Consider the following 18,558-nt stretch of genomic DNA (forward strand, 5'->3'; position numbering starts at 1 on the left):
GTTAACGTTTAAGGGATTTCAGTATGGGTATGCTTAAAAATTTCACTATTCGCGCGGTAATGCTGACGATACTCGGGCTGTTTTGCCTGCTGTGGAGCGGTATCGGTCTGTTCAGCATTCATTCACTTACGTCATTAAGTGACGGCAATGATGTCGACCGCCATATCGTTGAGCAGATGACCGCGTTGAGTAAAGGTAACGATCAGTATTTTCGTATGATCACGCGTTTGTCGCGCGTAATGGAGAAAAAAACGGCCGGTGTGGCGCAAAACGATGAGGCTTTTGCGCCCGTACAACAGGCATTAGACAGCATGTCTCAGCAGTTAACCCTGTTTAAACAGCTTTCTCCTGGCCCGATGGACCCTGCCGTTGCCAATGACGTGATTGATAAATGGCAAAAATTGCTCGACCAGGGCGTTACTGTCCAGCTTCAGCGTGCCCGTCAGGATTCGCTGGATGTCTATCGCCAACAGGCGAATGACGTCACGCCCGCGCTGAGCCGTGCCTTCGGTGCCAGTACTGAAAACTTCAATAAAGTGGCCAGCGTAAAACTGGGGCAAACGCGCGTCGAAGTCGATCGTCTGACCGCGATGACGAAAACAATGATTTCAGTCACGGTGGTGATTGGCTTGCTGATTCTGCTGTTTACCGACCGTTATCTGGTCAAAATGCTGGTCAAGCCGCTGGAAAAAATTCGCGAGCATTTTTCAGTGATTGCCAAAGGCGACCTGAGCAAACCCGTCGAGGATATGGGCCGTAACTGCGTCGGTAAACTGGTGCCGCTGTTGAGCGCCATGCAGGACAGTCTGCGCGAAGCCGTCAGTGCTATTCGCAGCGGTACGGAAAATATTTCACGCGGTGCCGCCGAGATTTCCATTGGTAATAACGATCTGTCATCCCGCACCGAAGAGCAGGCCGCCGCGCTGGAGCAAACCGCTGCCAGTATGGAACAACTGACGGCGACCGTGAAATTCAATGCGGAAAATGCACGTCAGGCCAGCACGCTGACCGAAGCGGCAACGGTAACGGCGAAACAGGGCGGCAGCCTGGTGGGTGAAGTGGTGACCACCATGAACGGCATCTCTGACAGTTCGAAGAAAATTGCAGAGATCACCAACGTCATCAACAGCATTGCTTTCCAGACCAATATTCTGGCGCTCAACGCCGCAGTGGAAGCGGCCCGCGCTGGCGAACAGGGCCGTGGCTTTGCGGTAGTAGCCAGTGAAGTCAGAAACCTGGCGCAGCGCAGCGCCGGTGCAGCGAAAGAGATCGCCAGCCTGATTGCCGATTCGGTTGAGCGCGTGGAAAAGGGCGCCCAGTTGGTCAGCACCACCGGCGGCACCATGAGCGGTATCCTGAAGTCGGTTCAGGATGTTGATGCGATCATGAAGCAAATCGCCGAGGCTTCAGAAGAACAAAGCAAAGGCATTTCGCAGGTCGGCACGGCGGTGACCGAAATGGACAGCGTGACGCAGCAAAACGCCGCGCTGGTCGAAGAAGTGTCTGCCGCTGCCAGTGCGCTGGCCCTGCAAACGGAAGCCTTGCAGGCTTCGGTGGCGCAGTTCCGTTTGTCCAGTGATGCGCCAGCGGCACTCGTGACCAGCCGAAAACCGCCATCAACACCGGCCAGCCCATCGGCACCTCTTCAGCCGAAAACCGCCACCGCGGATAACGGCGACTGGGTAACGTTCTAAGCGAAACCTGTGCACCGCCTTCATCGCGAAGGCGGTGTTTTACAACGGCCTTCCTGATGAACTATTCCGCTGCCAGATAGCACAGCTTCTCTGCCACCTGATAGGACTTCACAAACGAGGTGACGGGCAGAAACTCGAAGCGTGAATGAAAGTTATGCGCGCCCGTAAAGAAGTTCGGTGTTAATAATCCTTTGGCAGAAAGCGCTGCACCATCGGTACCGCCACGCATAGGGATCACTTTGGGCGCAATATCCAGTTCGCGCAGGGCAGCAAAAATCAGATCAACGGCCCGACGATCGTCACCAATAGCGTTGCTAATGTTGCTGTAAATATCGCGAACGGTCATCTCTACCTTGCCCGTGGGATAGCGTGCGGCGATAAGCTCGACAACCTGTTGAAGCTGCTGTTTTCGTGCCGCGAAACTTGTCAGATCGAAATCGCGAATCGATGCGTTAAGCGTTGCAACACTGGCGTTGGCCTGCATTTCGTTAAACCAGATATAGCCTTCACGGCCCTCTGTATGTTCCGGCGTCGCCTGCCTGTCAAAGTGGCTGATAAAATCGTGGGCCATCAGCAAGGGGTTAACCAGCACGCCTTTCCCCGACATCGGATGCGCCGGTACGCCGGTAAAGCGGATTTCCGCTGCGGCCGCGTTGAAGTTCTCATACACCACTTCGCCCAGTTCACAGCAGTCAATCGTCCAGGCAAAATCCACGTTAAAGCGGGCTTCAAGATCCAGCGCTTTAGACCCGCGCAGGCCGATCTCCTCGTCGGGGACGAATGCCACCACCACATCGCCGTGTTTGCCCTGTAAATTCTCCATCAGCGTCATGACGACGCTCACCGCCGCTTTATTATCCGCCCCTAATACGCTGGTGGCGTCGCTGAAAATAATCGGCTGACCGGTGTAGGGCGCGATCTCCGGATGCGCATCCCGACGCAGCCAGATGTCCTGTTGCGGGTTCAGGCAGAGATCCTCTCCTTGCCAGGTCAGGATCTGTGGATGGATGTCAGGGGACAGCCCGACGTCAACCGTATCGATGTGCGTAATAAACCCAATGCGAGGCGCGCCAGGGCAGTTGCCCGGTTTTACCGCGGTCACAGTGGCATGTTCATCAATCACAACCTGCTCAAGGCCCAGCTCGCGCAATTCGTCCGCCAGCAGCTTCGCCATCGCGTGCTGGCTCGGGGTACTCGGCAATGTGCTGGACCTGGCATCACTTTGACTGCTTACCGCCAGGTAACGAAAAAAACGCGTGATCAGTTGCGTCTGAAGTTTGTCGGTCATCACTAATCCTTATTAGTTGACGTACTGCGGGGTTCGCTATGGTGGAGATTCATGCTATCTATCAAACATCTAAATAATTCATTTAGATATTCTGACTAACGGAAGTCAACAGAAAGCGAGGACAATAATGAGAAACAGGCTAACGACCCTGGCACTGCTTACTGCGGGTATTGCTCTGGCGAGCGGCGTCAATGCGAAAACGTTGGTGTACTGCTCAGAAGGCTCCCCGGAGAACTTTAATCCGCAACTTTACACCTCGGGAACCAGCGTGGATGCCAGCGCAGTGCCGGTATTCAACCGCCTGGTAGATTTTAAGCCTGGCACAACGGAACTGATTCCGAGCCTGGCAGAGCGGTGGGACATCAGTCCCGACGGTAAGGTTTATACCTTCCATCTGCGTCATAACGTCAAATTCCAGAGTAATAAGCTGTTTACGCCCAGCCGCGCGTTTAACGCGGATGATGTGATCTTCTCTTTTATGCGCCAGATGGACAGTAAAAATCCCTATCATGCGGTATCGGGTGGCAACTATTCCAACTTTGACAGCCTGGAGTTGGCGACGCTCATCACCCACATCGATCGCGTAGATGACCATACCGTGCGCTTTACGCTGGCTCATCCTGAAGCCCCTTTTCTTGCCGATCTGGCCTGGTATTTTGCCTCCATCCACTCTGCTGAGTACGCTGACAAAATGCTGAAGGCGGGCACGCCTGAGAAGGTCGATATGGACCCGATCGGTACCGGGCCTTTCCAGTTGGTTCAGTATCAAAAAGACTCACGCATTCTGTACAAGGCGTTTCCTGACTACTGGCAGGGAAAAGCCAAACTTGATCGGCTGATTTTCAGCATCACACCTGATGCGGCGGTCCGTTATGCCAAGCTGGAAAAAAATGAGTGTCAGGTGATGCCGTTCCCGAATCCGGCCGATCTCGAAAAAATGCGGCAGAACAAGGACATCACCCTGAAGCAGGCGGCAGGATTGAACACGGGGTTCCTGGCGTTTAATACCACCAAAGCGCCGACAGATAATGTAAAAGTCCGCCAGGCGCTGGCTATGGCGATAAACAAGCCGGCCATCATTGAGGCGATTTTTAAAGGCACAGGTACGGTTGCCAAAAACATCCTTCCGCCGGGTGTATGGAGCGCGGACAAGGATCTTAAGGATTATGACTACGATCCAGAAAAGGCAAAAGCACTGCTGGCAGAGGCTGGCGTAAAGCCGGGTACGGAAATCGCGCTGTGGGCAATGCCGGTTCAGCGCCCTTACAATCCCAACGCGCGCAGGATGGCGGAGATGATTCAGGCTGACTGGGCTAAAGTCGGCATTAAAGCCAATATCGTCAGTTATGAATGGGGTGAATACCTTAAACGCGTGCGCAGCGGCGAACATCAGGCCGCGCTGATGGGCTGGACCACTGCGACGGGCGATCCTGATAACTTCTTCGGGCCGCTCTACAGCTGTACCTCGGCGAAAGGCGGTTCAAACTCTTCAAAATGGTGCTATCAGCCGTTTGAAACGCTGATCACCCAGGCGCGGGCCGAACCGGATCAAAGTAAAAGGACCAGCATGTACCTGCAGGCACAGCAGATGATGCATGATCAAATGCCTGCCGTCATGATTGCGCACTCGACCATTTACGAGCCAGTCCGCAATACGGTCAGCGGCTATGAAGTCGATCCTTTTGGCAAACACATCTTTTATCAGGTCGATATTAAACAGTAACCCATGCTGTGCAGGCTCACAGGGATGTGCGCCGTTTTGCCTGCAAAATATCAGATATGTTGTACATTTAAGAGGTGTTTGATACGAAGTAAGGAAATAGCAATGGCAAACGGTTGGGCTTCAGAAGGGGCGGTACAGGAACAGATCGACAGTACGGTCAACGACGGTATTGAACGCGTACGTCAGTCGCTTGGCCAGGGAGAAAGCGCCACAGAGTGTGAACTTTGCGGTGAGCCGATTCCGGCTGCCCGTCGTCAGGCACTGAAAGGCGTGCGCTACTGTGTCGCCTGTCAGGAAAAAATCGATAAGCAACAAAAAGACAGCAGTCTGTATAACCGTCGCGGCAGTAAAGACAGTCAGCTACGTTAAGCTCAGGAGCCCGGCATGGCCAGGCCACTGCCAATAAACCAGGCGAGAAAACCGATACCGGCCACGATGATAGCGATGGGGAACAACAGACCAATTCTCATGTTTATCCTGTCAGGGTTGTTAGGGATGAATATTCAGGGACCATGTTATTCCGGGGCTACGCCAGCCGTAGCACGGCACGATGGTTCTTCAGCAACGTAAACAGCTCAAACTGGGTCGCTTCATTAACCGAACGCTGCAGCTCGCCTTTGGTGTACATCATCGTGTGGATATGGCCCAGTTGACGCCACACGACAACGGCAGAGGCGATGAGTGCGCATGAATCCTCTGCCTGAACACATTCTACTGTGGCATGGTGTGTGTCGTCTAAGTCATTAACAAAAATTTTCAACCCATCCGCGGGTAAAATTGCCCGAAAGTCTTCCAGCATCACCTGGCTGACGTTACGCGATAAATAGAGCGTTAACCATTTTCTCGTCATCATGACACCTGACGTTAATTATTTTCTCTGTTATACGGGGTAAACAGATGTAATGGAAGTGTTGAGATTATTGAGGTGATATTAAGTTCTGCGTAGTAACCGACGGGCTTTATAACCCGCAGGTTAAATTCTATTGGCCTAAATCAATGCGCGATACGTTTTTTGAACAATGAGCGATGCATTTTAATTAAGCATTTAATACAACACGTTTAAACCTGTTGATCCTGCACCGCTGGGCGTAACGACCATAAAAAAGGCTAAGAATATAAGCTTAAGGATTGCAGGTATTTTCAGGGGGCATTTTATCGTTGACTGGCGGGTAAACAGGGCCGGGGACTTACTTCAGCCAGACCGATGTCCGGTACGTCAGGCTGGACGGTGCATGACTGTTCAGCAATCTGACCGTTTTCGGTGAGGCGGAACGCAGCGCTATTTCTCAGAATGTCAGAGTGATTCACCCTGATAAGCGGCTATTTAGCAGGGCCTGGAAGGGCACCGGAGTTTTACGTCGCACGGTCTGTGATCTTATTTGAGACGAGCGTGACGGGGAGCAGTAAATAACATCAGGCTCCAGATAAAATCTGAAGCCTGTTATTATCAGCCATTAGAACGTAACTGTGGATAACGTTTGAAAATACAGACACACCATAATAGTGCGGCCAGACCAATCATCGCCCCCACATTACCCACATCAGACAGACTCATATAAGCGCTAACCTGACTGCCTAACAGCGCACCCGCGCCGATACCGATATTATAAATACCGGACATTAATGACATCGCCACATCCGTGGCATCAGGGGCCAGAGACAGCACGCGGATTTGCATCCCCAGGCCGATCATCATCATGGCCATTCCCCAAATCACGCACAGGGTAATGATAGCCCCAGGGCGAACAGCCGCGAAGATTAACAGCCCCATGCACAGGGTCACCAGGGCAATAGCGGCAATCAGCAGTGCAGAGGGGAATTTTTTACCCAGCGAGCTGAACAACAGGCTGCCGACAATGCCCGCCGAACCAAACAGCAGCAGCAGTAACGTCGTGAACCCCTCGCTGGCGTTGGCGACAAGCTGCATAAAGGGCTCAATGTAGCTGTAAGCGGTGTAGTGCGCGGTCACCACCAACGTCACCAGCAGATACATTCCCACCAGCGCCGGACGGCGGAACAGCAGGGGAACGCTGCTGAGCGATCCCGTGTGCTCGCTGGGCAGCCGGGGTAATATGCGGACCAGCATAATCATCAGCACCAATCCAGACAGTCCGATCACGCCGAACGTGGTACGCCAGCCCAATGCCTGGCCCACAATACGGCCGATAGGCACGCCCAGCACCATCGCCAGCGCAGTCCCGGTCGCCAGCATGCTCAGCGCCTGGGTCTTTTTACCTGCAGGCGCAACGCGAATGGCCAGCGAAGCCGTAATGGACCAGAACACGGCGTGGGATAGCGCAATGCCAATACGTGACACGATCAGGGAGCTAAAGCTCCATGCAAACGTCGAGAGCACATGGCTGGCAATAAAGACGCTAAACAGCACCGTTAACAGTAACCGGCGCTCAAAATTTCGCGTCAACAGCATCAAAGGCAGTGACAACAAGGCCACCACCCAGGCATAGATCGTCAGCATAATCCCCACTTCCGATGTTTTCATCGAAAAGCCTGCAGCAATATCTGAAAGCAATCCCACCGGCACGAACTCGGTAGTATTAAAAACAAAAGCGGCGATGGCCAGCAGCACCACGCGTAGCCAGGCCGTTTTACGGGAAACAGTTGTTGATGGCATGAGAAGTTAAATCAGTCTGTGCGTCAAAAATGGATGAAAATGCTCACCCCATGAGAGTGACCTGCGTCACAATTTAGCGGTTATTGTGGAGGAATTAAGCGCCGGGTGGAACCACCAGGCGCCGATTAAGATGAAATTTTTTAGCCTGACGCCTGCAGGTGGTGTTTATGGCTGGCGATTACGTTGTCCGGGCATCATGCGCCCCAACGTATTATCTTTCAGGGCATAGTGATGAAACAGCGCCGCTGCCACATGCAAGCCAATCAGCCAGTAGCCTAAGGGAGCGAGCGTCTCGTGCCAGTCGGTCAGTGTGTCCGCCAGATCAAAGTCAGGCTCGCCGGCCATTGGCATCGGAATGCCAAATAACCACCACTCACGTCCTTTCAGATAACGCGACGCCAGACCCAGCACCGGAAGGGTAATGAAAAGCGCATAAATCAGTGTGTGCGTCAGGTGGGCCAGGCCGGTTTGCCAGCGCGGCACCGGGGGAATAATTGCAGGACTGCGATGACGGATTTTCAGCAGCAACCGCGACAACATCACCACCAGAATGGTCGCCCCGGCGCTGAAGTGCGTCACCATCATGGCAAAGCGCTGCCAGGAGCCGCGTTCGACATAGCCGCGCAGTTCCATGGTGGCATAGGCGATGACAAGCAGCAAAACGGTAAGCCAGTGAAGCGCAATTTGAGATGCGGCAAATTTATCACGCATGGTAAATCCCTGTCAGAAAGTAAGGGCTCTAAGATAACGGAAAAAAGCGAAAAAGCTTAACGAATTGACCACTTCTGGCTGGGATAACGAAAGGATGATTGGCCGCGTCAGGCAGCAGAGAGGGGCGATATAAAGGGCAACACAGGAGTGGTTGAGGATGGCGGCCAGGAACCGCCATCGTTACGTCAAACGGGCGCGCGTAATCAGAAATCGACGCCGTGCTTAAGCGCCACACTGTCCTGGGCAGGCTGAGGTTTAGCCGCGGTCACCGGGCAACATTCCTCACAGCCTAAAGAGCCGGGATAATATTTGCGCGCCTGCTGAATGGCGGCGGTCGCCGAATAAAACGTGCCAAGAAACAGCCGACCTTCCAGGTCCGGAAGGTATTTACAGCCATTTGCATGCACAACATGATTATTGTTGTAGCCTGATTGTTTGTTGACGTAATAGTAACGCGCCATTAGGTCTCCCCTTTGCTGTGAATTCAAAGATTACATTAATCTTTGGGATCAAAACGAGTATAGCGGGGAAACGCGTGAAATCAGCAATCACGCTGATAATACGGACAATTCTTGTACAGGACGCATTCCGGGCAGCAAACCACCCGGAATATTTATTAAGATTTGCTAGAGTTTGCGCCTGTGCAACTGCCAGGCAACCCACAGTGCCACCAGCAGTAAAGCGGAGATGAACAGCGTAATACCGTCCCAGCCAAACTGATGCCAGAAAAAGCCGCCTGCCGTGCCAGCCACGCTGGAGCCCACGTAATAGCTGAACAAATACAGCGAAGAGGCCTGACCTTTTGCCCGGCGGGCGCGAGGACCAATCCAGCCGCTGGCAACAGCGTGGGCGGCGAAAAAACCGGCGGTAAACAGCATCATACCGACAAACACCAGCACAAGGGCGTTAAAGGCAGTCAGGAGTAAGCCTGTCAGCATAATCAGGGTAGAACCCAACATCACCGGACCGCGACCAAACTTGTTGGTTAATGCCCCGGCCTTCGGCGAACTCCATGAACCCGTCAGATAGACAACCGACAACAATCCCACCACGGCCTGACTTAAATGCCAGGGCGCGCCCAGCAGGCGATAGCCAATGTAGTTGAACAGCGTCACAAAGGCACCCATCAATAACAAGCCCTCTGCGAACAACAGCGGTAATCCCGCATCCCGCCAGTGCAGCCGAAAATTGATCGCCAGATGGCGTGGGCGCAGCGAGGCCGGACGGAAATGACGGGATTCCGGTAAGATTTTCCAGAACATCAGGGCGGCGGCCAGGGCAAAGCAGCCAATTGCCGCGATGGCCACGCGCCATGAAAAAAAGTCGGTTAACACGCCACTGATTAAACGGCCGCTCATACCGCCAATCGAGTTTCCGCTAATATACAGCCCCATTGAAAAGGCGATCACACTGGGATGAATCTCTTCACTCAGGTAGGTCATCCCCACGGCGGCCACACCGCTCAGCGACAGGCCGATTAACGCCCGCATCAGCAAAATGCCGTGCCAGCTGGTCATGGTGGCCGACAGCAGGGTGCAGATTGACGCCAGCATTAATGCCGTCACCATCACGGACTTACGTCCTATCGCGTCCGACAGCGGGCCAGTAACCAGCAACCCCAGGGCCATCATCGCGGTTGAAATGGACAAAGAAATGCTGCTCGCGGCGGGTGAAACGCCAAACTGTGTGGAGAGCACCGGCAGAATAGGCTGTACGCAATAGAGCAAGGCAAAGGTCGCCAGCCCGGCAGAGAACAAGGCGAGCGTAACGCGCATAAACGGGCGTGTGCCGCGCACGATGCCGTCAGACGCAGGAACGTCAGACTGTTCCGGCACGTTTCTGTCCAGCGGCAGCGCAGGTGAGGAGCGATTCACAATGGGTCCTTATGAGTAAAAACATAGCGTTACTCTAGAAAAGGCAGATTAGGTTGTCTAATATATTAATAATCTCAAATAAGATGTTTAACATATGAATATAGAGCTGCGTCATCTACGTTATTTCATCGCCGTTGCGGAAGAACTTCATTTTGGCCGCGCAGCCCAACGCTTACACATCTCGCAACCGCCGCTGAGTCAGCAAATTATGCAGCTTGAGGCGGAAACAGGCGCGCAGCTCTTTAACCGCACCAATCGCAGCGTGCAGCTCACGCCCGCCGGACAGCAGTTTTTACAGGACGCGCGGGCCATCCTGCTGCAGGTTGATCAGGCAACGCAACGCGCTGCGCGTTTGCATCGCGGTGAAGAGGGGGAGCTGCGCATTGGTTTTACCTCTTCTGCTGCTTTTATCGGCGTGATGTCGGATGCGCTTTATCGGTTTCGTCAGCGCTGGCCTGAGGTGCATGTTCAGATGCAGGAAATTAATACCCGCCAGCAATTGGCTCCGCTGCATGAAGGGAAGCTGGACCTTGGGGTGATGCGTAACACGCCGCTTCCGGCGGATCTGCATCATCAGCTTTTGCTGCGTGAGCCGCTGTGTGCCGTGGTGCATAAAGCGCATCCGCTGGCCGCAGCAGGGCAGATTTCGCTACAGGCACTCGCAAACGAACCTTTTGTGTTTTTTGATCCCCAGGTGGGGACAGCGCTTTATAGCGAAATTCTTGATCTCCTGCAGCGTTATCAAATCCGGCCCTATATCACTCAGGAAGTCGGCGAGGCGATGACCATATTAGGACTGGTGGCAACCGGGCTGGGCGTTTCCATCCTGCCGCTGTCATTTAGCCACGCGCGCCTCGCGAATGTGGTATGGCTGCCGCTTAAGGAACCGGATGCGCTCTCGGAGATGTGGCTGGTGTGGTCGGGTGAAAGAGAGATGAGCGCGCAGATGACGCATATGATGGCTTTGCTGCGTCGCTAAAGGGCAGCGATCCCACAATGTCAGAAAAATTATGTGTGATAAATCACATATCTAAGCAAATCTTTGCCGTAACAAGCCAATCTGCCGCACCATAGCGGATATTTATTTAGAAGCGCGAAAATAACCGGAGCAGGGTGTGAGTTCGGACAGTCAACCTGGCCATATTGACCAAATCAAACAAATTAATGCGGGGGTCGTTTACCGGTTAATCGATCAGCATGGGCCCATTTCGCGTATTGAACTGTCAAAACGGGCCCAACTGGCCCCTGCCAGCATCACAAAAATCGTGCGGGAAATGCTTGATGCCCACCTGGTTCAGGAAACCGAGTTTCAGGAGCCGGGTGCCCGTGGACGTCCGGCGATTGGCCTTATCCTTGATACGGATGCCTGGCACTATCTGGCTATCCGTTTGCATCGTGGCATATTGACGCTCACCTTACGCGATCTGAGCAGCAGGGCGCGGGTTGAGGATCATCTGCCTTTGCCCGATGACCCAACACAGCCGTTGCTGACGACTCTGACCGACCATGTCGATGCGTTTTTTATTCGGCATCAGAAGCAGTTAGAAAGGCTCACCGCGATAGCCATCACCTTGCCGGGCTTGATTAATGCCGCCTCCGGCGTCGTGCACCGTTTACCGGGTTACCGTTGTCATGATATGCCTCTGGGCAGCACCCTGGCGGCACGCACCGGTCTGCCGGTATTTATCCAGCATGATATCTCAGCCTGGACGCTGGCTGAGTCGTTGTTTGGGGCGTCTCGTGGCGCACAGGACGTGATACAGATTGTGATCGATGAAACCGTCGGCGCGGGTGTCATCACGGGCGGTCAACTGCTGCACAAAAGCGGACGGGCGCTGGTCGAAGTGGGCCATACTCAGGTCGATCCTTACGGTCAGCAGTGCTACTGCGGCAATCACGGCTGTCTGGAGACGGTTGCCAGCACCGGCAGCCTGCTGGCGCTGGTCGCCCAACGGCTGCCAGGCCAGCCTGACAGCCTGTTACATCATCAGGCGTTAACGCTTTCCGCTCTCTGCGAGGCGGCGCAGGCCGGCGATCGGCTCGCCCGGGATGCGATCGCGACGGTGGGACATCACGTTGGCAGAATCCTGGGCATGATGGTCAACATCTTTAATCCTCAACAAATTCTTATAGGTTCGCCGCTAAATCAGGCGGCAGATATTTTATTTCCCGCCGTACAGAACACGATTCATCAGCAGTCTTTACCTGCTTACAGCGCTGAAATTCAGCTAGCACCGACTGAATTTACTGAGCCTGGCACACTTGGCGCCGCCGCCTTGATCAAGGATTCACTCTACAGTGGTTACCTGTTAGTTAAGTTACTGCAAGGTTAAGCATCACTAACCTTGCGCTAACGCAATCTGCCCGGTCTTTTCCTTCCTTAGAATGTGAATTCGCACGAAAGCCTAATCGTCGATTAGCCCATACCGCTTGTGAAGGAGAAGTCGAGTGAAAACGCTATTTATTACTGGAACCGATACCGAAGTGGGAAAAACCGTGGTCTCACGCGCGCTGCTACAAAGTTTTAGTCAGGCGAACGAGCGGGCAGCGGGTTACAAACCTGTTGCCCGCTGCGGGGTCAGGACAGAAGAGGGCCTGAGAAACAAGGACGGTTTATTTTTGCAAAACGCCTCTTCCCTTGCGCTGCCGTATCATGCCGTCAATCCGGTGATTTTTGAGAAAGAGGAGATTTGCGGCTATCCGCCTGAAAAGGTGGACTATGCGCAAATCACCCAAGGGTTGCAGCACCTCAATCAGCTTGTCGACCGCGTGGTGGTCGAAGGCACCGGTGGCTGGCGCAGCCTGATGAACGATACGCAACCGCTTTCGACCTGGGTGGTCGAGCAGCAACTGCCGGTGATCTTAGTCGTCGGTATTAAGTTAGGCTGCATCAGCCATGCGCTGCTGACGGCCGAGGCGATTCTGGCAGACGGTTTACCGCTTGTGGGTTGGGTCGCAAATCGTATTAATCCCGGACTGGCGCACTATGCCGATATCATTGCTGTCCTGCGTGAACAGATTTCCGCGCCCCTTCTGGGTGAGTTGCCTTATTTACCGCGCGCAGAGCAACGCGACCTGTCGCCATATCTTGATATCTCGCGGCTTAACGCGGATAACCTGCATTTTGCCCGTGCAAAAATAGCCTGATATAAACCGCAATATCAGGGTAGTCCGCTAATCAGAACGCTTTATTTTTTCAGACGTGATGTGTCTGAGAGCACCAACAGACAGTGATATGGGATGAGAAGCAAGGTCAATCATAAAAGGGCCGCAATGCGATTGCGGCCCTGATTCGTTACGGATTCAGACGACGACGAGTCCGCCCTGAGCTGAGATAGTCAGCAATATAATCCTGAGAAATTTCCCCGCTGTAGCGTCCATCCTCATCCACAATTGGCATCCATACGGTGTTGTGCTCATAGAGTTTTGACAGCACCACACGCAGGTTTTCCTCGGCTTTGCCGGTGACTTTAAAGGTATGCAGCATCTCTTCGCAGCGACCGCTGGCGTTTCGTGCTTCGCGACGTTTCACAAAACCTAATGGCTTACCGTCGTCGTCCACCACGGTAATGGAACGCATGTCGTTGTCGTCCATGGTGCCAAAGGCCTCCGTTAATGGCGTTGAGCGTTTCACCGTGATCGTTGGCTGCTGGTCGGTGACATCGCCGGCCTGAACTAACAGCAGACGCTTCAGGGTACGGTCCTGACCGACGAACGAGCCAACAAACTCGTTTGCTGGCGTTGCCAGCAACTCATCCGGGCTGGCGCACTGGACAATTTTGCCCTGACCGAAGACCGCGATACGATCGCCAAGCTTTAACGCTTCATCAATATCGTGGCTGACCAGCATCACCGTTTTCTTTAACTGGCGCTGCATATCCAGAAACTCGTTCTGAATCACTTCCCGGTTTATCGGGTCTACCGCGCCGAAAGGCTCATCCATCAGCAGCACTGGTGGGTCCGCCGCTAGCGCGCGGATCACCCCGATACGTTGCTGCTGGCCCCCGGACATTTCGCGCGGATAGCGGTGCAGGAACTTGTGCGGATCAAGCGCCACCATGCTCATCAACTCCGTTGCCCGCTCGCGGCACTGCTTCTTATCCCAGCCCAGCATGCGTGGTACAACGGTAATGTTCTCTTCAATCGTCATGTTAGGGAACAGGCCGATTTGCTGGATCACGTAACCGATATTGCGGCGCAGGGTGGTGGTGTCCTGCGTACTGGTATCTTCGCCGTTAATTAAAATCCGGCCGCTGGTGGCGGGAATCAACCGGTTAATCATTTTCAGCGTGGTGGTTTTACCACAACCGGAAGGGCCCAGGAGCACACACATTTCCCCGGCGGGAACTTCCAGACTCACATTGTCCACCGCTTTCATCAGCGTGCCATTTTTCTGGCTGAAGGTTTTCGTCAGATTTTCAAGTTTTATCATTATCGAATTCCCTTAGGAGTCAGCGCCAGCTGCAAACGGTGCAGCAGCCAGTCAAGAACAATAGCCAACAGACAAATCATCAGCGCCCCGGCGATCAGCATACGAATATCACTGCCGCTGATACCATCCAGCAACAGCATGCCCAGGCCGCCCGCGCCGATTACGGCAGCGATAGCCATCACGCCGACGTTCATGACCACAGCGGTACGGATACCACCGAAGATCACCGGGAGCGCCATGGGAATCTCCACCCAACGCAGGCGCTGCCAGAACGTCATGCCAATGCCGCGACCGGCTTCACGCAGGCCATCTGGCAGATTCTCCAGCGCGGTGTGGGTATTACGCACAATAGGCAGTAATGAGTAGAGGAACACCGCTGTGATAGCGGGCAAGGCACCGATTCCCTTACCAATAAGGGAGAACAGCGGAATCATCAGGCCAAACAGGGCAATGGTTGGGATGGTCAGTACAATCGTGGCAACCCCAAGCACCGGCGTTGCCAGCCATTTGAACCGCACGATCAAAATGCCAAGCGGCACGCCAATCACAATGGCGCATCCCACCGCGACCAGCACCAGCCAGGTATGTTGCCAGGTAAGCGTGAGCAGGTTATTCCAGTTATCAATGATGTAATGAAGGGTATCCACGATGCCTCCTTACAGCATGTTTTTGGATTGAAGGAAATCGCGCGCCACCTGTTCAGGTGACTGGTGGTCGATGTCCACCCGCTTGTTCATCTCGGTGATGGCCTCGTCGGTAATCAGCGGGGAAAGCTGATTCAGCGCCGCCTCAAGACCGGGATGGCTCTCCAGGACGTCTTTACGCACCACCGGCGTCACGTTGTAGCTGGGGAAGAAGTGTTTATCGTCTTCCAGCACCTTAAGATCGAACCCTTTCACGCGCCCGTCCGTGGTGTAAATCAGCCCGGCATCAACAAAACCATCGCGTACAGCGTTGTAGACCAGGCCCGGGTCCATCTGGCGAATCTGTGGCCTGTCGAGCGTCAGGTTATAGGCCTTCTGCAGGGGCTTCATCCCATCGGAACGGCCATAAAATTCCAGGTCCAGACCAAGACGCCAGTTGTGTTTTGGGTCCGTTTTTCGCACCTGTTCCATTTTTGCAACCAGTTGCGACATAGTAGAAATGCCTTCTTTTTCAGCCCGGGCGCGCTGCATGGCAAAGGCATAGGTGTTGTTCATCGGGGCCGGTTTGAGCCAGATAAGGCCCAGTTTGGCATCCAGATTTTTAACGGTGTTGTAAGCCTCCTCAGAGGACATCGGTTTGTTGATATGGTTGAAGATAATCAGCGAGGTACCCGTGTATTCCCAGGTCATGTCGATCTGCTTGTTGATCATGGCATTACGACTGATGGTGGTCGCGATGTTGCGTTTCGGGACAACGTCAAAGCCTTTCTTTTGCAGCCACATCACCGTCATGGCAGACAGAATGTGTTGCTCGGTAAAGCTTTTAGTCGCGAGCACCAGCGGTGTGGCGGCTTGTACGGTCTGGCTGAGTGCCAGCGTGGTCATCAATGCCAGAGTACAACTCTTAATCCAGCGCGTTAGCATTACAAACCCCTTATTGTTATGCCGCAGCGTGCGGACTGAGATAGCGCCCTAATGACGCCAGTAGCATATCCAGCACCAGTGCAACCAGCGCGGTTGCAACCGCACCCAGAATAAGCACAGGGAAGTCGTTAAGATAAATGCCGGGGAAAATCAGCTCGCCGAAACTGCTGGCGCCAATCAGGAACGCCAGCGGGGCGGTGCCTACGTTAATGGCCGTGGCGATGCGCACGCCAGCCAGAATTACCGGTAAGGCGTTAGGGATTTCAACCTGACGCAGGCGTTGCCACTTTGTCATACCGATGCCGTTTGCCGCCTCGAGCAGGGAAGGCGGCACTGCGCTGAGTCCGGAATAGGTGTTACGGACAATCGGCAGTAAGGAGGCCAGAAACAGCGCGATCAGGGCAGGCTTGTCACCGATGCCGATGACCACCATGGCCAGCGCCAGTACGGCCAGCGGCGGCAGCGTATTGCCGACGTTAAAGATTTGCATCACATATTCTGCCCAGCGACGTGCAAAAGGGCGGCTGAGCAGGATACCGCTGGGAATACCGACTAGCAGCGCGAACAGCATTGACCAAAACACCAAAAACAGGTGCTGCTGTCCAAGGTAAATCAGATCGACTCTGCGGGCGACCAGTGTATCCCAGCCAAGCCCCCAGACCAGTGCGCCCAACACTGCTACAACAGCAAGCAGCGCAAGACCGGCACGTTTGGCCAGTGAAGCGTTATGCATATGGATTCTCCCTGTTAACAGATCTGTTGTTATACATACCCAAAACAGCATGACAAAAGCGGCTAAATTGATTGCAGCTTCCAAAACCATGACTGTCGCTAAAGATCGAAAACCGCTGCCATTTTCTGCGTAATTTCAGCAACTGCAGAAAATACAGCTTTATTCCTATAGCAGCGCCAAGCGAAGCGCGCCAGTTTTTATCGGAAAAATCAGGAAGATAGGAATAGCCCAAAAGCGCCTCAGCCCTTATAGCAACTGGTTTAAGGGCGAAACTACCTAAAAACGCATCTATTAGGTGACGGTGTCACATATTGAGTTGAAGTGATTCCTGTCGCGCTAAATTTGCGCTAGCCTTAGAGGACTCAAAAAGGGAGCATCATGACCAACAGCACCTCCGCACCATCGCGCCGTCACTGGATTCTTTTTGCCTGTATGCTGGCGATGTTTATGGCGGCCATTGAAGTCACTATTGTGGCGACCGCGATGCCCACCATTGTGGCTGACCTGGGCGGCTTTTCGCAGTTCGGCTGGGTTTTCTCGGTCTATCTCCTGACGCAGGCGGTAAGCGTGCCGCTCTATGGACGGCTGGCCGACCTGTGGGGACGAAAAAAGATGCTGTTCCTTGGCATCACCCTCTTTCTAATGGGGTCCGTGCTCTGCGGCTTTGCCCAAAGTATGCTTTGGCTGATTATTTTCCGCGCGTTCCAGGGACTGGGTGCCGGTGCCATCATGCCGCTGAGTTCCACCATCGTGGCCGACGTCTATTCCCCGCGTGAACGGGCCAGCGTGCAGGGGTGGTTGTCCAGCGTGTGGGGCGTCGCCGCCATTATCGGCCCGTTGTCTGGCGCATGGCTGGTTCAGCACTTTAGCTGGTCAGTGATTTTCTGGGTCAACGTACCGATTGGCATGATCAGTATGCTGATGCTGGCGGCGCTGTTGCCCGCTCACCCGCAGAAAGCTCAGCCGTCTCAGTCCCTGAATCTGACCGGCAGCGGCTGGCTGACGTTATGTATCAGCGCCGTACTGATTGCGCTGTTGCAGGCGGAGCAGTTGGGATACTGGCTGTTGCTGTTTTTGCTCATTGGCCTGGTGGCGGGCTGGCAGTTAACCCGCCATGAGCAGCGCACCCGGTCGCCATTGTTTCCGTTAGTCATCTGGAAGAGCCGGCTTATCATCGCAGGAAACTTAGGCAATCTGGTGATTGGTGCGACCATGATGGGCGTCAGCGCTTTTCTGCCGATCTGGATTCAGGGCGTGACGGGAGGATCGCCGCTTCAGGCGGGGACCGCACTGGCGATGATGTCGATAGGCTGGCCGCTGGCAAGCACCCTGAGTGGCCGGTTGATGCTGGTGACATCCTACCGCTTTACCGCGCTGTTGGGCGCGCTGTTGCTGATTAGCGGCAGCGCCTTGCTGCTGCTGTTACACAGAGAAAGCTCGCTGTTTCAGGCCGGATTTACGGCGTTTGTCATCGGCACCGGCATGGGAATGACCAGCACGACGTTTCTGGTGTCCGTGCAGAATCATGCCGATTATGACGTGCGCGGTATCTGTACCGCGTCGGTCATGTTTAGCCGCATGATCGGTTCGGCGTTGGGTACGGCGGTGATGGGTGCCGTGCTGAATCTGAATCTGCAGTGGCGACTGCCGCAGGCGCAGGACCCGGTTCAGCAAATCATGTCACAGGAAACCCGCGATCGGCTGGCCCCCGATGTTCTGCAACATATGCTGCAGGCCATTGCCGCATCGCTGCATTCGGTATTTATCGTGGCGTTGGTGATTGCGTTACTGACGATGTGGGTAGCATGGAAAATGCCGCGCCAACAGCCACAGCAGGCTGAATAAGGCGGGAGCAGCAGTAACGCGTTGCGTGACAGGCGGTCAGAGAGATAGCGCGGCAAAA

General features: G+C 54.2%; 18 protein-coding genes. 7 read left to right on the top strand and 11 right to left on the bottom strand.

Features of this window, described 5'->3' with window-relative positions:
- Positions 1-23: 23 nt before the first annotated feature.
- Positions 24-1,694, top strand: coding sequence for a methyl-accepting chemotaxis protein (locus QNH99_RS11070; protein ID WP_109716389.1), 1,671 nt, complete (start codon positions 24-26; stop codon positions 1,692-1,694).
- Between the two features lie 61 nt (positions 1,695-1,755).
- Here the strand turns inward: QNH99_RS11070 and pepT are convergent, their stop codons facing one another.
- Positions 1,756-2,982, bottom strand: a complete 1,227-nt coding sequence (pepT, locus tag QNH99_RS11075) for a peptidase T (RefSeq protein ID WP_410516655.1) — start codon at positions 2,980-2,982, stop codon at positions 1,756-1,758.
- A gap of 127 nt (positions 2,983-3,109) precedes the next feature.
- On the opposite strand from pepT, the gene QNH99_RS11080 reads away from it, so the two are divergent.
- Together QNH99_RS11080 and QNH99_RS11085 are read left to right on the top strand one after the other, a co-directional pair.
- A complete protein-coding gene (locus QNH99_RS11080; protein WP_063879704.1) occupies positions 3,110-4,705 on the top strand; it encodes an ABC transporter substrate-binding protein in 1,596 nt (531 codons plus the stop codon).
- Between the two features lie 102 nt (positions 4,706-4,807).
- A complete protein-coding gene (locus tag QNH99_RS11085; protein ID WP_063879703.1) occupies positions 4,808-5,074 on the top strand; it encodes a DksA/TraR family C4-type zinc finger protein in 267 nt (88 codons plus the stop codon).
- 2 nt (positions 5,075-5,076) lie between these two features.
- On the opposite strand, the gene QNH99_RS11090 is transcribed toward QNH99_RS11085, so the two are convergent.
- From QNH99_RS11090 to QNH99_RS11115, 6 genes are all read right to left on the bottom strand, one after another.
- Positions 5,077-5,175 carry a YoaK family small membrane protein gene (locus QNH99_RS11090; protein WP_015700245.1) on the bottom strand — a complete coding sequence of 33 codons (99 nt, stop codon included), beginning with the start codon at positions 5,173-5,175 and terminating at the stop codon, positions 5,077-5,079.
- 56 nt (positions 5,176-5,231) lie between these two features.
- The gene (locus QNH99_RS11095) at positions 5,232-5,555 is read right to left on the bottom strand and encodes a hypothetical protein (protein ID WP_063879702.1); all 324 of its coding nucleotides are present in this window, start codon (positions 5,553-5,555) and stop codon (positions 5,232-5,234) included.
- A 597-nt stretch (positions 5,556-6,152) separates the two neighbouring features.
- A complete protein-coding gene (locus QNH99_RS11100; protein WP_410516656.1) occupies positions 6,153-7,337 on the bottom strand; it encodes a sugar transporter in 1,185 nt (394 codons plus the stop codon).
- A gap of 165 nt (positions 7,338-7,502) precedes the next feature.
- Positions 7,503-8,048 (bottom strand): cytochrome b561, encoded by a 546-nt coding sequence (cybB, locus tag QNH99_RS11105; RefSeq protein ID WP_410516657.1) that lies wholly within the window; start codon positions 8,046-8,048, stop codon positions 7,503-7,505.
- A gap of 203 nt (positions 8,049-8,251) precedes the next feature.
- Complete coding sequence (locus QNH99_RS11110) at positions 8,252-8,509, bottom strand: hypothetical protein (RefSeq protein ID WP_096010563.1); 258 nt, start codon at positions 8,507-8,509, stop codon at positions 8,252-8,254.
- Positions 8,510-8,674: 165 nt separating this feature from the next.
- Positions 8,675-9,922, bottom strand: a complete 1,248-nt coding sequence (locus QNH99_RS11115) for an MFS transporter (protein ID WP_410516658.1) — start codon at positions 9,920-9,922, stop codon at positions 8,675-8,677.
- Positions 9,923-10,016: 94 nt separating this feature from the next.
- Here QNH99_RS11115 and QNH99_RS11120 point away from each other — a divergent pair, with 94 nt between their 5' ends.
- The 3 genes from QNH99_RS11120 to bioD all read left to right on the top strand — a co-directional run bounded on the left by QNH99_RS11120 (position 10,017) and on the right by bioD (position 13,069).
- Positions 10,017-10,901, top strand: coding sequence for a LysR family transcriptional regulator (locus QNH99_RS11120; protein ID WP_096010565.1), 885 nt, complete (start codon positions 10,017-10,019; stop codon positions 10,899-10,901).
- A 136-nt stretch (positions 10,902-11,037) separates the two neighbouring features.
- Entirely contained in the window at positions 11,038-12,255 is a 1,218-nt protein-coding gene (locus QNH99_RS11125; protein ID WP_096010566.1) for a sugar metabolism global transcriptional regulator Mlc, read from the top strand.
- A 115-nt stretch (positions 12,256-12,370) separates the two neighbouring features.
- A complete protein-coding gene (gene bioD / locus QNH99_RS11130; protein WP_063879695.1) occupies positions 12,371-13,069 on the top strand; it encodes a dethiobiotin synthase in 699 nt (232 codons plus the stop codon).
- Positions 13,070-13,217: 148 nt separating this feature from the next.
- Here bioD and osmV read toward each other — a convergent pair whose 3' ends face one another.
- The 4 genes from osmV to QNH99_RS11150 are packed head-to-tail and all read right to left on the bottom strand — an operon-like array spanning position 13,218 to position 16,655.
- On the bottom strand, positions 13,218-14,354 hold the full coding sequence (gene osmV, locus QNH99_RS11135; protein WP_063879694.1) for an osmoprotectant ABC transporter ATP-binding protein OsmV: 1,137 nt from the start codon (positions 14,352-14,354) through the stop codon (positions 13,218-13,220).
- Entirely contained in the window at positions 14,354-15,001 is a 648-nt protein-coding gene (gene osmW, locus QNH99_RS11140) for an osmoprotectant ABC transporter permease OsmW (protein WP_096010567.1), read from the bottom strand. The genes osmV and osmW overlap by 1 nt, the downstream gene beginning before the upstream one ends.
- Before the next feature lie 9 nt (positions 15,002-15,010).
- On the bottom strand, positions 15,011-15,922 hold the full coding sequence (locus QNH99_RS11145; protein WP_172897112.1) for a glycine betaine ABC transporter substrate-binding protein: 912 nt from the start codon (positions 15,920-15,922) through the stop codon (positions 15,011-15,013).
- Positions 15,923-15,938: 16 nt separating this feature from the next.
- Entirely contained in the window at positions 15,939-16,655 is a 717-nt protein-coding gene (locus QNH99_RS11150; protein WP_063879691.1) for an ABC transporter permease, read from the bottom strand.
- A gap of 378 nt (positions 16,656-17,033) precedes the next feature.
- Here QNH99_RS11150 and QNH99_RS11155 point away from each other — a divergent pair, with 378 nt between their 5' ends.
- The gene (locus QNH99_RS11155) at positions 17,034-18,500 is read left to right on the top strand and encodes an MDR family MFS transporter (protein ID WP_410516659.1); all 1,467 of its coding nucleotides are present in this window, start codon (positions 17,034-17,036) and stop codon (positions 18,498-18,500) included.
- Positions 18,501-18,558 lie beyond the last annotated feature (58 nt).

The sequence above is a fragment of the Pantoea allii genome (genome assembly GCF_046529425.1).
Taxonomy (GTDB): domain Bacteria; phylum Pseudomonadota; class Gammaproteobacteria; order Enterobacterales; family Enterobacteriaceae; genus Pantoea; species Pantoea allii.